The sequence below is a fragment of the Desulforamulus aeronauticus DSM 10349 genome (assembly GCF_900142375.1).
Lineage (GTDB): Bacteria > Bacillota > Desulfotomaculia > Desulfotomaculales > Desulfotomaculaceae > Desulfotomaculum > Desulfotomaculum aeronauticum.
Window position 1 is genome coordinate 64601 of the sequence record NZ_FRAR01000006.1, and the last position, 14060, is coordinate 78660.

Annotated in this window: 15 protein-coding genes; all 15 read right to left on the reverse strand. The window is 45.9% G+C overall.

Annotation, left to right across the window (positions count from 1 at the left end; genetic code table 11):
• Positions 1–3 precede the first annotated feature (3 nt).
• The 15 genes from argR to nusB all read right to left on the reverse strand — a co-directional run bounded on the left by argR (position 4) and on the right by nusB (position 14000).
• Complete coding sequence (argR, locus tag BUA78_RS02645; protein WP_072910747.1) at positions 4–462, reverse strand: arginine repressor; 459 nt, start codon at positions 460–462, stop codon at positions 4–6.
• Positions 459–1043 carry a tRNA 5-(aminomethyl)-2-thiouridylate-methyltransferase MnmM gene (gene mnmM / locus BUA78_RS02650; protein ID WP_238456691.1) on the reverse strand — a complete coding sequence of 195 codons (585 nt, stop codon included), beginning with the start codon at positions 1041–1043 and terminating at the stop codon, positions 459–461. Before mnmM ends, argR begins: the two co-directional genes overlap by 4 nt.
• Positions 1030–1890, reverse strand: a complete 861-nt coding sequence (locus tag BUA78_RS02655; RefSeq protein ID WP_072910748.1) for an NAD(+)/NADH kinase — start codon at positions 1888–1890, stop codon at positions 1030–1032. Before BUA78_RS02655 ends, mnmM begins: the two co-directional genes overlap by 14 nt.
• Positions 1887–2423, reverse strand: coding sequence for a hypothetical protein (locus tag BUA78_RS02660; RefSeq protein WP_072910749.1), 537 nt, complete (start codon positions 2421–2423; stop codon positions 1887–1889). Before BUA78_RS02660 ends, BUA78_RS02655 begins: the two co-directional genes overlap by 4 nt.
• A gap of 134 nt (positions 2424–2557) precedes the next feature.
• Positions 2558–3367: a TlyA family RNA methyltransferase gene (locus tag BUA78_RS02665; protein ID WP_072910750.1), complete on the reverse strand. Its 810-nt coding sequence runs from the start codon at positions 3365–3367 to the stop codon at positions 2558–2560.
• A 317-nt stretch (positions 3368–3684) separates the two neighbouring features.
• Entirely contained in the window at positions 3685–5601 is a 1917-nt protein-coding gene (dxs, locus tag BUA78_RS02670; protein WP_072910751.1) for a 1-deoxy-D-xylulose-5-phosphate synthase, read from the reverse strand.
• Between the two features lie 18 nt (positions 5602–5619).
• On the reverse strand, positions 5620–6201 hold the full coding sequence (locus BUA78_RS02675) for a hypothetical protein (RefSeq protein ID WP_072910990.1): 582 nt from the start codon (positions 6199–6201) through the stop codon (positions 5620–5622).
• An 803-nt stretch (positions 6202–7004) separates the two neighbouring features.
• Positions 7005–7889, reverse strand: coding sequence for a polyprenyl synthetase family protein (locus BUA78_RS02680; protein ID WP_072910752.1), 885 nt, complete (start codon positions 7887–7889; stop codon positions 7005–7007).
• Entirely contained in the window at positions 7889–8125 is a 237-nt protein-coding gene (gene xseB / locus BUA78_RS02685) for an exodeoxyribonuclease VII small subunit (protein WP_072910991.1), read from the reverse strand. The genes BUA78_RS02680 and xseB overlap by 1 nt, the downstream gene beginning before the upstream one ends.
• Before the next feature lie 22 nt (positions 8126–8147).
• Positions 8148–8786: a cyclodeaminase/cyclohydrolase family protein gene (locus BUA78_RS02690; protein WP_072910753.1), complete on the reverse strand. Its 639-nt coding sequence runs from the start codon at positions 8784–8786 to the stop codon at positions 8148–8150.
• A complete protein-coding gene (locus BUA78_RS02695) occupies positions 8777–9655 on the reverse strand; it encodes a bifunctional 5,10-methylenetetrahydrofolate dehydrogenase/5,10-methenyltetrahydrofolate cyclohydrolase (RefSeq protein ID WP_072910754.1) in 879 nt (292 codons plus the stop codon). The genes BUA78_RS02690 and BUA78_RS02695 overlap by 10 nt, the downstream gene beginning before the upstream one ends.
• A 119-nt stretch (positions 9656–9774) precedes the next feature.
• Positions 9775–10998: an exodeoxyribonuclease VII large subunit gene (gene xseA / locus BUA78_RS02700; protein ID WP_072910755.1), complete on the reverse strand. Its 1224-nt coding sequence runs from the start codon at positions 10996–10998 to the stop codon at positions 9775–9777.
• 229 nt (positions 10999–11227) lie between these two features.
• Entirely contained in the window at positions 11228–12625 is a 1398-nt protein-coding gene (gltA, locus tag BUA78_RS02705; protein ID WP_072910756.1) for an NADPH-dependent glutamate synthase, read from the reverse strand.
• Positions 12618–13469, reverse strand: coding sequence for a sulfide/dihydroorotate dehydrogenase-like FAD/NAD-binding protein (locus BUA78_RS02710; protein WP_072910757.1), 852 nt, complete (start codon positions 13467–13469; stop codon positions 12618–12620). Before BUA78_RS02710 ends, gltA begins: the two co-directional genes overlap by 8 nt.
• A gap of 81 nt (positions 13470–13550) precedes the next feature.
• Positions 13551–14000: a transcription antitermination factor NusB gene (gene nusB, locus BUA78_RS02715; protein ID WP_072910758.1), complete on the reverse strand. Its 450-nt coding sequence runs from the start codon at positions 13998–14000 to the stop codon at positions 13551–13553.
• Between the last annotated feature and the right edge of the window lie 60 nt (positions 14001–14060).

Genomic DNA, 14060 nt, shown 5'->3' on the forward strand with positions numbered 1-14060 from the left:
GGCTTACCCCCTTGCTAAATCCAAAAATCTCTGGACAACCTGTGGTGTGGCCTCTTTCGGTTTCACAATGATCAGTATGGTATCATCCCCCGCTACGGTTCCTATGATTTCTTGCCAGTGGATATGATCGATAGCTGATGCCATACCCTGGGCTTCGCCGGGAGGTGTCTTAATAATAATTAAGTTTTCACTGGAGTTAATATCACTTAGGGAAAGCCGTACCAAACGCTTTAGGCGATCTTCACCACCCCGACGCAAAAGTGGCTCATCGGGCGATGAATAGTAAGAAGTGTTATTTTCTCCTGGTATTTTAATTAAACTAAGCTCTTTGATGTCCCGAGATACCGTGGCTTGGGTTACCTCAAAACCCTCTGAGCGTAAAGCAGTGGCCAATTCTTCCTGGGTTTCAATATTTCTCTCACGAACCAGTTCTGCTATTTTTGCCTGACGCTGTGTTTTCATGCAATGTCCACCACCTTCTCTATCAAAATGACTCCCGGTGCTGAGGGTGGCCGGTTAAATAGGTTTATTTTAAGCACTTTGTACTGGCTTGGATTCAATTGAGAAGCCATATTTTCTATAGCCTCCTTTTCTTCTTGTCCTCCCGGATGTCCTGGGTAGACAACGATCACCAGACGCCCGCCCACTGCTAGTAAATGGAGTGTTTGTTGCAATGCCTCCAAGGTAGTATTGGTTTGCGTGATAAGCTCCTTATCGCTACCTGGCAAATATCCTAAATTAAAAATAGCTCCTTGAATGGGTTGTTTGACATGTTGGTAAATATTTTGGTGACCATCCTGGATTAACTTTATCCTTTCATCCAGTAGATTGGCAGCAGCCAGTCTTTCTCTGGTATTGGTAAGAGCCTGTGTTTGTACATCAAAGGCATAAATTTTACCCTGGGAACCCACAGCTTCGGCTAACATTAGGGTGTCATGCCCATTACCCATGGTGCCGTCCAAAGCAATATCTCCATCCTGTAACCTTTCTAAGAGAAAATGGTGACCCAATTGGGCAACCATAAACCAATTAATCAAGGCCACTCTGCCACTCCTTTAGTTTACCCCGTAAAACATCAAAGAAGCTGGTTTTTTGTATTTTTAAAAACCGCGCCTTCACAGGGGCTCTCTTGACTATTATTTTATCTCCGACCTTTAGGGTTACACCATACTGACCATCCAAGGTTAATCGCACATCTTCCACAGCAGGCAATACCACTACCTCCACTTCACTTTCCGGAGATATTACCAGCGGTCGGTTCGATAAATGGGGACAAATAGGCGTAATCAACAAAACTTGGGCTTCAGGAGAAATGATGGGTCCGCCCGCAGAAAGTGAATAGGCCGTAGAGCCGGTGGGACTAGCTAAAATAAGACCGTCTGCCGCGAAGGTTCCCACGTGCTCTCCGTTCACTTTCATCGTCAGATGGACCATCCGAAAGGACGCTCCTTTGGAAACCACTGCATCATTTAGGCAAATGGCCTGGTCAATGATTTCATTATTCCTCAAAACGGTAGCCTGCAGCATCATTCTTTCTTCAATAAAATACTCCCCTGCTAAAAGGGCAAGCATTTTCTCTCTAAGATCAGGTATGTCTATTTCCGTTAAAAAGCCTAATCGGCCCAGGTTTACTCCAAAGATAGGTGTGCCAGTGGCAGCTGTTTGCCTGGCACAGTTCAGGAGAGTGCCATCCCCTCCCCACACCATGATACAGTCGCATTGATGAGCTAATTCTCCTGTGGGTAGCCCACTCGACAAGCCTAATAAGGAGGCACTTTCCTCGTTATAGAGTACGGTTACTTTTCTCTCGGTTAACCAGGAAACCAACCTGCTCACGGGTTCTGCAACATTACCCTTGCTGCTGTTGACCACCAGTCCGATGGTGTTCAACTGATAGTTCCCCCTTTATATAATAAGATAAAAGTCACAATTACCCCTGCACAAAAACAAACCAAATAGGGGATAGGTAGGGTCTTAGGTCCCTTGACAGCCGGAAATTTGATGTCAAAATCTATTGCATAAAGCTTCTCATGATCCATATCGAGAATCAGCACACCATCAGGTCGGTATACCAGGTAATACTCCAATAACTGTCGCCTGTTGTCTGGCGACGCAGGTCTCTCTGCCACTGCCCCTGTTTTTACATCTACCACAAATACCTGCTTCCCTTTTTGTACAATTAAGTCGGCCTGAATATGGCTTTTATGGGGCTTACCGTTAACCTTGGTGACAATGGGGACTCTCTCCTGAACAGCAAGAATGCTATAACCCTGTGCCTCCAAAAATCTCCTGGCAGCTACCTCGGCTCTTCCTGCCTTTAGCACCCGCCTTCTAGCCCTATAGGATTGTCCAAATTTAATTATATTATAGATTAAAATAGCACCGATGAGTATGCCTATTAGCAGAAGATCACCTGGAAGCACGCAAACACCTCCATTGCCATTAGCCAAACTTGGACTTATCGTAAAGCCATGTCAAATCTCAAATATTCAATGTAGAGCGTAATCTAGTTAATCATTTTAAACCCAAAAGGCCACTGGCCACTGGCCAATGGGCATTATCTCTCCAACGTCCCATGTGCTTCTGCCACCACTTTGTCCACATCCACAACCGTCGACTCACGTCCCGGTCCTTTTAAGAAATACAACAAATACTCAATATTTCCTTCCGGGCCACGGACGGGAGAAAAGTCTAAGCCCCCCACCTGCCAGCCAAGGCTATCCACCACAGCTAATACTTTATGTATAACATCCTTGTGTACTGCTGGTTCCCGTACGACACCTTTTTTGCCAACTCGCTCTTTGCCCGCCTCAAATTGGGGTTTAATCAAGGCGATCCCTTCTGCTTGGGGTTCTGTTAACACATCGACTCGGGGTAGTACCAAGGAGAGAGAGATAAAGGATACATCAATGGTGGCAAAACTCGGTTTTTCGGGTAAAGCAGTGGGCTCCAAATACCGTATGTTCGTTCTTTCCAGAGAAGTTACTCTGGGATCTGACCGTAATTTCCAGGCCAACTGTCCATAGCCCACATCCACAGCATAAACTTTTTTAGCACCATTCTGCAAGGCACAATCGGTAAAACCGCCCGTCGAGGACCCGATATCGATGACCACCCGATCTGTTAAATCAATGGTAAAAGCTTGCATAGCCTTGGCCAGTTTTAGTCCTCCCCTGCTTACATAGGGAAGGGGATTTCCCTGTACCTGCACATCTGCTCCTTGTTTTACTGGATGACCGGGTTTGTCCACCCGATTCCCATCAATAAAAACAAGCCCGGCCATCACCGCGGCACGGGCCTTTTCCCGGCTAGGAAAAAAACCGTTATTGACCAGGAATATATCTAAGCGTTCTTTAGTAACAGCCAAGTTAGAAATCCTCCACGTGGTTCTGAACAGAACCAAGATTTTTATACTGTTTTTATTTTAAAATGTGGACAAATATTTGTCCACAACATAGGAAAACAGTATCTACTAATCCACTTTAAGGGAACTTATTTAATGTGGATTAGTATTAGAGGCTGTTGCAAAACGGCGGGCGATTCATAATCGCCCCTACATATTGTGGTAATGCTGCAAAGCGTTCCTCAATATTTTGTAGGGAGCGGTTATTAACCGCTCGTAATGTTCGTTTTGCAACAGCCCCCATTCTTTTAAACCAATGGCAGATGACTGATCGTCCGGGTTTACATCCTCCGGCCTAATACAGCCTTCAACCGATGTACTTTCTTACCTTCCTTTTCCAAGCCTAAAACCGCCTCAACAATTCCCTCTGCAGTGAGGCCATAGTTGGCACGTAGGATGTTTTGCTTACCGTGCTCGACAAATTCATCTGGAATACCCAAACGTTTTATTTTTATATCGCAAAGGCCTTCCGTTTCAAACAGCTCTAGCACGGCACTGCCAAAGCCTCCCATAAGCACGTGTTCTTCCAAAGTTATTACTTTTTTAATCCTGCGGGCGTACTGCAAAATTAAATCTTGATCCAGAGGTTTCATAAAGCGGGCATTTATCACAGTGGCTTCAATACCCCGACTGGTAAGTTTTTCGGCGGCCTGCAGGGCCTCGGCAACCAGATTGCCAACAGCCAGCAGTACAACGTCCTCGCCCTTTCGTAAAACTTCACCTTTGCCGATCGGTAGGCATTGTAATTCTTCATCCATGGCAACGCCTTCCCCGTTGCCCCGGGGATACCTAACAGCTACCGGACCGTTATAATAAATGGCGGTATTCAGCATATGCTGCAGCTCATTTTCATCCTTAGGAGACATCAACACAATATTAGGAATATTGCGTAGAAAAGCAATATCAAAAACACCATGGTGGGTAGGGCCATCATCGCCCACTAGGCCGCCCCGATCCAAAGCAAATACTACTGGCAGGTTTTGTAGGCATACATCATGCAGCACCTGGTCGTAGGCACGCTGCAGGAAGGTTGAATAAATGGCTGTTACCGGTCGGTAGCCTGCTGTGGCCATACCGGCAGCCATGGTAATGGCATGTTGTTCGGCAATCCCTACATCATAGTAACGCTTGGGAAATTCCTTAGCAAAGGGGTTTAACCCTGTTCCACCAGGCATAGCTGCTGTGATAGCAATAATCTTTTCATCCTTTTGGGCCAACTTGATTAGGGTTTTACCAAATATTTCGGTGTAGCTGGGGGCACCCTCGGACTTTTTCACTTCCCCGGTGGCAACATCAAAGGACCCTACTCCATGGAAACGATCTGGATTTTGTTCTGCTGGCTGGTAACCTTTACCTTTTTGCGTCAGCACATGTACTAGCACCGGACCATTGGCAGCCTTTGCTTGCTGCAATACAGTCATAACAGCTTTCAGATCATGTCCGTCCACCGGACCAAGGTAAGTGAACCCTAGTTCCTCAAATAACATACCTGGTACGACTAAATATTTTAAACTGTCTTTGAGCCGATCCACTACTTTTAAAAGCTTGGAGCCATGGGGGATTTTTTGTAATAATTCAGCAATTTCATCTTTGCCTTTAGAATATTTGGGGTCGGTCCTGAGCCTGCTCAGGTAGCTCGACAACGCTCCCACGTTGGGTGCTATGGACATCTCATTATCATTTAGAATCACAATTAAGTTTGTTTTTAAATGACCTGCGTGGTTCATTGCCTCAAAGGCCATGCCACCAGTCATGGAACCGTCCCCGATAACTGCCACTACAGAATGTTTATCGCCGTTTAAGTCTCTAGCCAAGGCCAGACCTAGAGCAGCAGAAATGGAAGTACTGCTGTGTCCGGTGGCAAAGGCATCATGAATGCTTTCCTCTGGCTTAGGGAAACCGCTGATGCCCCCATGCTGGCGTAAGGTGTGGAATTGCGACCACCGGCCGGTCAGCAATTTATGTACGTAACTCTGGTGACCAACATCCCAGATAATACGGTCCACTGCTGAATTAAAGACCCGATGCATAGCAATGGTAAGTTCCACCACACCCAGATTGGGGGCCAAGTGGCCTCCCGTTTCCGCCACAGTATGAATAATCGTTTCCCGAACCTCCGTGGCTAAATCTTGTAATTGCTTTACATTAAATTGTTGCAAATCCTGAGGACTAAATATTTTCTTTAGTAATACTCCCAAACTTGTCCACCTTCTTCTCTAAGACCTGGCTCGACTTTTCTTGCCCAGGCTTTTACCAGTCAATTTTTCCCAGTAGGCAAAAAACTTTCCTACAAAGAATATTACATCATTTGCCCGTGATAAGGCTAGTGTTTTTCCCAGTGCTTTACCCGATACCGTTAGGGAAGCAATGAGGGCAGTAAACATTATGTTGGCAATAAAGGCATCTATACCGGGATTTTCACTTACTATTTTAACCATAATTGAGATCCCTAAAGCACCGCTAACGGTACCAGCAATATCACCAATTACATCATTGCAGATATTCGCTACCTTATCGGCGTTTCTTAACAAAAAAACACCCTCCTTACCCCCGCGAACACGTTTGGCCGCTTTGGCATGAAAAGGTGCCTCCTGAGCAGCAGTAGCTGCTGTTCCTATAATATCAGCAAGAATACCGATAAGTATAATAAACAGCAAACCTGCCAAGGATATAATTACACTTTGCACCGCTCTGGTGAGTGTCTCTGATAATAAGGAAAAAATCACTGCTAAAACAAAGGAACCAAAGAATACTAAAAGTAAGTAATGTATCGAAATATTCGTTTTCTGATTTCCCAAAAACTTTTTCACCCCATGGTATATGGTAAAGTAAATAAGTGATAGCAGGTCAGGTAAATGTTGTGGCTTAGGTCTAGCAGGTTTTCCCATAGCGGTACCGGCTGTCGCCAAACCGGCGGTTACCCTTTAAACCCTATCTGAGGCGTCACCGCTCTCAGAACTAGATTACCACTTAGTCCACACTTTAATCCCTGACCCACCCTGACGTGTGCCAAACAGCCTAGGAGTTTTCCTCAACAGCACGCATCTTTCTTAGACTCTGTTGCAGCAAAGGTTTCATCCCACAACAGTAGCTTACGGGCCCGTATGCTACTGTTGTACCAGAGGAATCCACCAGTGCCACTTCAAGTCAGGCTACACTGCACGCAGCTTCCTACCACATGCAGGTTAACAGCCAAGCCATAGTTTGCCGTTTCCGGCTCCCCACGCACTTGAGTCTCCACGGGGAGGGGGTCGATGCCCACATGCCATTGCAGGTCGCCCCTTCCCCTTAACTCCCAGTACCAGCCCCCAACTGGGCGTCAAAAGCCAGCACCAGGAACTTCATCGATGTGCCCTTGACGGATTTTTAGGCCCGCCTTCAGAAAGACCATACTGACTAGGATACTGCATCACTTATTTTTAAGTTACTCACAAATTAATGAATACGCTTTGAATTATAGCATGCAAAATATCTCTCTTCAAAGGTCAAAATTATCCTAAAGAAGGTTACCGTAATGCTTGAAGGGTGATTTTTTCGCTTCTATCTGCTTAAATCATATAAGCTATCGCTCAGGCTTGCTGTCGCGAAATCTTTCATCAGTTTAATGATCTCTATTGATAATAAAATGCATCAAAGAACGTAAAAATTCCGCTTCTGGCCCAAAAATTTTTAATTCTGCACAGGCATCAGTCGCAGCTTTATCAGCCATTCTTCTGGCTTCTTCCAAACCGTATAAAGACGGGTAGGTAGATTTTTGATTTTTTACATCACTGCCTACTGGTTTACCAAGCTTAGCCTCATCACCTTCAATATCTAACAGATCATCTTTGATTTGAAAGGCTAAACCCATTTGTTCTGAATAGTTGGTAAGACTGGTCAGCTGCTCTGCATCGGCACCACCCAGGATGGCACCGGCTCTCACCGCCGCCCGGAATAAAGCTCCGGTTTTGTGACGATGAATATATTCCATGATGTCCCCGGTAATGGCTTGGTTCTCTGATAACATATCGACCACTTGACCACCGATTAAACCACGGGAACCCGATGCTTGGGCAATTTCCAAGGTAACAAGGTTTACCCTATCCAATGAAAATGCTGCCGCACTGCTGGCAATAAGTTCAAAGGCCAGGGTCAACAAAGCATCGCCCGCCAAAATAGCCATGGCTTCTCCATAAACCTTATGGTTGGTGGGACGTCCCCGGCGAAAATCATCATTGTCCATGGCAGGCAAATCATCATGTATTAGAGAATAGGTGTGTATAAGTTCTAAGGCACAGGCCACCGGCAGTGCCTTTTCCACGCTGCCGCCTACTGCCTTCGTTGAAGCTAGCACCAAAACCGGACGCAGCCGCTTGCCCCCGGCAAAAATACTATAGCGCATAGCCTCATGGATGGTAGTGGGATATTCGTCTGCTTTTGGCAGGTAGCGGTCTAGGGCATCGTCAACCAGTTTAGACCATGCTGCCAATTCATTTTTAAAATTCATTAGCGGTTACCCCCTACTAGATTGGCTGGAGCATCTTTTAACTCGCCATCTGTCATTAGCATTTGTATTTTTTGCTCAGCTTGTTCCAAGCAACTGTTACAGTATTTCGATAAAGTAATTCCTTCGGCAAATAACTCCAAGGCAAGATCTAAGGATAGCTGGCTTGCTTCCAACTCCCGTACCACCTCTTCCAATCTGGCCAATGCCTCTTCAAAGGTTTGCTTCTCAGTTCCCATGTTCAATCCTTAACCTCCCACATTACTCCTGCATACGGGTCTTTACCCGCTGCAGTGTATCTCTGCCTAACTCTTCTGCTGCCAATGTAAGCATCTCTTTTTCCTTACGTAATTCTTCCACCTTCGCTGCATCCTTTAGGTAGGGAACATTCGCTTCTACCATTAACAATGCACCCTTAAGAGAGGCTTCCAGCAAGTAGGCTCCCACAGCCACATCACTAATAGCCAGTTTACTGCCCAGGGAGGAAATAATCTTCGCTTGGTGAAGAGCGGCCAGGCAATTGCGTCCGATTTCCAGGGGAACCTCTGCAGATAGTAGGGCTGCCTGCTGCTTTTTTTCTTCACGCAGGTTCTTTTCTTCCGGTGTACTATTGGGTAAAGCTAAAGCATCCATAAAATGCTGAAAGGCTTGCATATCCTTTTGGGCAAGATTCTTTAAATTCTCCATATTTTGTTCAAGACTTGAAATTACCAGGGCTATTTCTTTGGATACGTCGATGTCTTTCACTTTACTGGCTGTAATTCGAGCCACCATCGTCAGCATACCGCATCCCAGGCAGCCGCTCATAGCAGATACCCCTCCACCACCAGGCTCTGGAGCAGCAGAGCTAGATTTCTCGAAGAGTTCTTCTACTGACCAACGCAAGTAACTTATGGACATGGGAATGATTCCTCCTCTTCCTGAACCTGTTGCTGCAAGCGGATACCTTTGACCAAATTCTTTAGCATTAGAACCGTGGTTAAACTGCCCACTCCACCAGGCACCGGAGTAATGGCCCCTGCCACTTCTTTAACCCGCTCAAAATCAACATCACCGGTTATTTGACCATTCAGCTCACTAATTCCGGCATCCACCACCACCGCCCCGGGTTTTACCATCTCGGCAGTGATTAAGCCTGGTTTTCCTACGGCAGCTATTACAATATCTGCCTGCTTGGTAAAGAAAGCCAAGTCAGCAGTACGACTGTGACAAACACTTACCGTTGCATTTTCCGCCAGAGCCATAAATACCAGCGGTTTACCAACGGTTTCCCCCCTGCCAACGATCACCATGTGTTTCCCTGACAGGGAGATACCCGAACGTTTCATAATTTCTAAGCAACTCATGGGAGTAGCAGGCTGTAAGCAAACTCCACCACTGATTAAATGCCCCCGATTGAAGGGATGTAGGCCGTCTACGTCCTTTAATGGGGATACGACCTCCATCACTCTCTGTTTGTTTACATGAGGCGGTAATGGCATCATTAGAAGAATGCCATGCACCTTTGCATCCGAGTTTAAATCTTCTATTTTTAGCTTAATGTCTAATTCACTGGCCTGGTTGGATAATCTATGTAGAATAAAGAGTACCCCTGCATTTTTACTTACCTTTTCTAAAAACATGGCATAGGCCAAGGAAGCAGGATCTTCTCCCACTAAAAGAACAGCCAACTGGGGTTCTGTTCCCTGTTCTTTCAGTGCTGCTATTTCTTGATATAGTTCTTCCCGTAGCATAGCTGCCACTTGCTTGCCGTCTAGTATCTTTGTCATTTCGTCGCTCCTTTTTGGGTCAGAAAACCATTTTGGCCATCAGCCTTAGGCCGTAGGCCTGTAATTATTTATTGCATAGATTTTTGTCTGCTACTGTAGGTATCAAATCGATGTATCTCTTAGCTTAAAAGATCCTTTGATCTATGACTATTCTCTTTCGACTCTACTTTACAATGAAGGGTGCCCTTATCAAGCAAGACATCCACCCTTGCTCCCAGTTCCACCGTCCGGGCCTCGGTAACAGCTTTGCCCATAGCATCGGTGCAAATACTATAGCCTCTAGCCAATGTTGCCAGAGGACTGAGTACATTTAATTTTCCAGCCAATCCTGCTAGTTGGGCAGACTTATCAGCTACCTTCAATTTACCCATTCGGAGCAGGTTATTGGTTACGGTATCCAGAATTTGTTGCCGATTTCCGGTGATTATGTAGGGTCTCTGCAAGGATTGGCTGGCAGTGCAATATGTTAGCCTTTGTCTGGTTCGCTCTAGCCTATTGACCACAGCCTTTTCTAATCTCTTATTAATACTTTGCAGATGGCGGCTCATTTCCTGACTGTCCGGCACCACCAATTCGGCAGCAGCAGAAGGGGTTGGCGCACGTAAATCTGCCACCATATCGGCAATGGTATAGTCCGTTTCGTGTCCCACGGCAGAAATTACGGGAATTCTAGAGTTATAGATGGCCAATGCCACTTCCTCTGTATTAAAAGCCCATAGTTCCTCCAGGGAACCACCACCACGCCCAGCAATGATAACATCAACCTGATTCAATTGATTCATTTGGGCAATGGCTCTGGCAATGGAAGCGGGTGCCCCTTCCCCTTGTACTAAAACCGGAGCTAGGATGATATCCACCCTTGGCCAGCGTCGTCGCACAATGTTAAGCATATCCTGAAGCGCTGCGCCAGTGGGTGAAGTAATGATGCCAATGCCTTTGGGGATTCTCGGAATGGGTCTCTTTCTATCTTGGTCAAACATCCCTGTAGCGGCTAATTTCTGTTTCAGTTGTTCAAAGGCCACATAAAGGGCACCAATTCCTTCCGGCTCCATACCCTCGGCATAAAGTTGATATCCACCATCCCGCTCATAAACCGAGATATAGCCGCGCACAAGCACAGACATACCATTTTCAGGGTAAAACAATAAAGTCCGGGCCCGGGAGCGAAACATCACTGTTTTAAGGCAAGCATCCCGGTCCTTTAACGTTAAGTAAATATGCCCAGAGCTATGTAGTTTGAGATTAGAAATTTCCCCTTTGACCCAGACATTAGCCAGCGACATGTCGGATTCCAGTTTATCTTTGATATATTTGGTGAGTTCGGAGATCGTTACTATTCGCATAGATACCCTCTCTACTAGGTTTTAATTACCTTCCTACTGACGTAGACCGTAGCTTTTTTGCTATATGATTCTAAAATTATGGACTATTTTACATATTATGTATCATACCAGTCACACCGCTTTATGACAATAAGCGACACCTAAGATAAGTTATGCAAAAACCTATGAACCAAAAGAAAAAGTGTACCGCCCCTACGAAGCGATACACTTTTGATTACACACCAAAACCCTAGGATTTACTCAATAAATACTCATGTATGCTCTTGGCCGCAGTCCGGCCGGCACCCATGGCCTTAATTACAGTAGCCGCACCGGTTACCACATCACCGCCGGCATAAACACCTTCTTTAGAGGTTTTACCAGTGGACTCGTCGGCAACAATGTTACCCCGCTTGTTGGTTTCCAAATCCGGGGTGGTATTGGTGAGCAAGGGGTTAGGTCCCTGGCCAATAGCAACGATGGCTACATCAACGGGCAGCACATATTCGGAGCCTGGAATCGGCACGGGCTTACGGCGACCGGAAGCATCCGGTTCACCCAGTTCCATTTTAATGCATTCAAGTCCGGTTAACCAACCATCTTCACTGCCAACATAGCGGGTGGGGTTGGTTAAGAATAAGAACTGAACGCCTTCTTCTTCAGCATGTTCTACTTCTTCCAAGCGGGCAGGCAGTTCCGCCCGGGAACGCCGGTAAACAATATATACTTCCTCGGCACCCAAGCGTAGGGCTGTCCGAGCTGCATCCATGGCTACGTTGCCACCGCCAAGTACAGCTACTTTCTTCCCAACTTTAACAGGGGTGTCGCACTCTGGGAAACAATAGGCTTTCATTAGGTTAGAGCGTGTTAAAAACTCGTTGGCAGAATATACACCATTATAGTTTTCCCCGGGCAGGTTCATGAAATAGGGAGTACCTGCACCAGTGCCCAGGAAAGCAGCGTCAAAGCCTTCTTCCTTAAACAATTCATCTAAAGAGGCAATTTGTCCGATAATGGCATTGGTCTCTATCTCTACACCCATTTTTTTGAGGTTTTCAATTTCTTTCTGTACAATAGCCTTGGGTAAACGGAACTCCGGAATACCATACATTAATACTCCACCAGGAGTGTGCAGGGCTTCATACATGGTCACGCTGTGACCTAAGCGAGCTAGGTCGGCAGCACAGGCTAGTCCCGCAGGGCCAGAACCAACAATGGCGACTTTGTAGCCAGTAGGCTCCGCCTTCTCTATCCTTTCGTCCTTTTGCACAATGTAGTCACCTACAAAGCGTTCCAGACGGCCAATGCCAACGGGTTCGTTTTTCTTGCCAACAACACAAAACTTTTCACACTGGTTTTCTTGGGGACACACCCGGCCACATACAGCCGGTAGTGCATTGGTCCGCTTGATTACCTTTGCGGCTTCTTCAAATTTTCTTTCCTTAACCAGAGCAATAAACTCAGGAATATCTACACTTACCGGGCAGCCCTCTTTGCAGAAGGGCTTCTTACAGTTCAGACAGCGTTCAGCTTCAGCAACCGCTAACTCTTCGGTATAACCCAGTGCCACTTCATCAAAATTTTTGGCCCGTACCTGTGGGTCCTGATGGGGCATCGCATATTTTTTGGGAATAATCTGCTTAGCCATGGCACTTACCTCCTCCACCACAACCGCAACCGCCCCGGTTAAGAGCGTGTTGTTCTTCTGTTTTATATTGACGAGAACGCGTTAATTGTTCTTCGAAATCAACTAAGTGACCATCAAATTCAGGTCCGTCTACACAGACGAATCTAGTTTCACCGCCTACGGTAACCCGGCAGGCACCGCACATACCGGTACCATCCACCATAATGGAGTTGAGGCTAACCATGGTTTTAATTTCAAATTCCTTCGTCAGATTGGCAACGGCACGCATCATCGGCAGAGGACCAATGGCCATGACCAGATCTGGTTTCCCTTCTTTCTCCACATACTCCCGCAGAACATCGGTGACAAAGCCTTTTCTCACGTAGGAACCATCATCGGTAGTTACCAGCAGTTCGCTACAGGCCTCTTTCATTTTTTCTTCCCAGAAAATAAGTTCCTGATTGCGAGCCCCCATGATACCCACCACGTGATTACCTGCAGCCTTCATTTCCCTGGCAATGGGGAATACAGGAGCTACACCCACACCCCCAGCTACCATCACCACGTTGCCAAACTTTTCTATGTGAGAAGGAACTCCTAGGGGACCGACAAAATCCTGAACTGCATCCCCTGCATTTAACAATGCTAATTTCTTCGTGGAGTATCCAGCCTCAGCAAATACAATAGTAATGGTACCTGCTTCACGGTCATAGTCGGCAATCGTAAGGGGAATTCTCTCACCATTCTCGTCCACTCGCACAATAATAAATTGCCCTGCTTTGGCCTTCTTAGCCACTTTAGGAGCAAGGATATCAAATTCGTGAATTGCTGGTGCCAGAGTTTTCTTAGCTACTATTTTGTACATCCTGGCCTCCTCCTCTCCAAAACACAAAAATATTTAATGTAGTATAGTAAAGACCTTTTTGTAATTTATTGGTAGAATATACTAATCATTGGTATTGAGTAAAGCTGCTTCTTCTGGCAAAACAGTTTGTTCCGTCTCTACTTGAACAAATTTCCCCAATATACCATTGACGAACTTGGCAGAATCACTGCTACTAAATATCTTAGCCAATTCTACCGCTTCATTGATGGAAACGCTGCTAGGTATATCCTGTCTGAACTTCATTTCGTACAAGGCCAAGCGCATGATATTGCGATCCACATTGGCCATACGGTTTAATTGCCATTCCTTGCTTACCCTGCTTATCATTTGATCGATTTCTTCTATATGCTCCAGGGTACCTATAACTAATTGTCGTGCGAATTCCAATTCCTGGGGACCGGCCCCAAACTCCTCTGCAGTATTTTTAATTGCAAAGTTCGGTTCGTTTTTTCCTACATCAATTTGAAACAGTATCTGCAGCGCAGTTTCTCTGGCCTGCCTTCTACCCAAGTTAGGACCTCCTCAAAAGTCTTAGTTTTCACCCTAGTTTTTCCCATTCTATTATTTTAC

Coding starts and splice junctions, on each gene's coding strand:
- argR (WP_072910747.1), bottom strand. CDS start 462: ATGAAAACACAGCGTCAGGCAAAAATAGCAGAACTGGTTCGTGAGAGA.
- BUA78_RS02680 (WP_072910752.1), bottom strand. CDS start 7,889: ATGAATTTTAAAAATGAATTGGCAGCATGGTCTAAACTGGTTGACGAT.
- xseB (WP_072910991.1), bottom strand. CDS start 8,125: ATGGGAACTGAGAAGCAAACCTTTGAAGAGGCATTGGCCAGATTGGAA.
- BUA78_RS02690 (WP_072910753.1), bottom strand. CDS start 8,786: ATGTCCATAAGTTACTTGCGTTGGTCAGTAGAAGAACTCTTCGAGAAA.
- BUA78_RS02695 (WP_072910754.1), bottom strand. CDS start 9,655: ATGACAAAGATACTAGACGGCAAGCAAGTGGCAGCTATGCTACGGGAA.
- xseA (WP_072910755.1), bottom strand. CDS start 10,998: ATGCGAATAGTAACGATCTCCGAACTCACCAAATATATCAAAGATAAA.
- gltA (WP_072910756.1), bottom strand. CDS start 12,625: ATGGCTAAGCAGATTATTCCCAAAAAATATGCGATGCCCCATCAGGAC.
- BUA78_RS02710 (WP_072910757.1), bottom strand. CDS start 13,469: ATGTACAAAATAGTAGCTAAGAAAACTCTGGCACCAGCAATTCACGAA.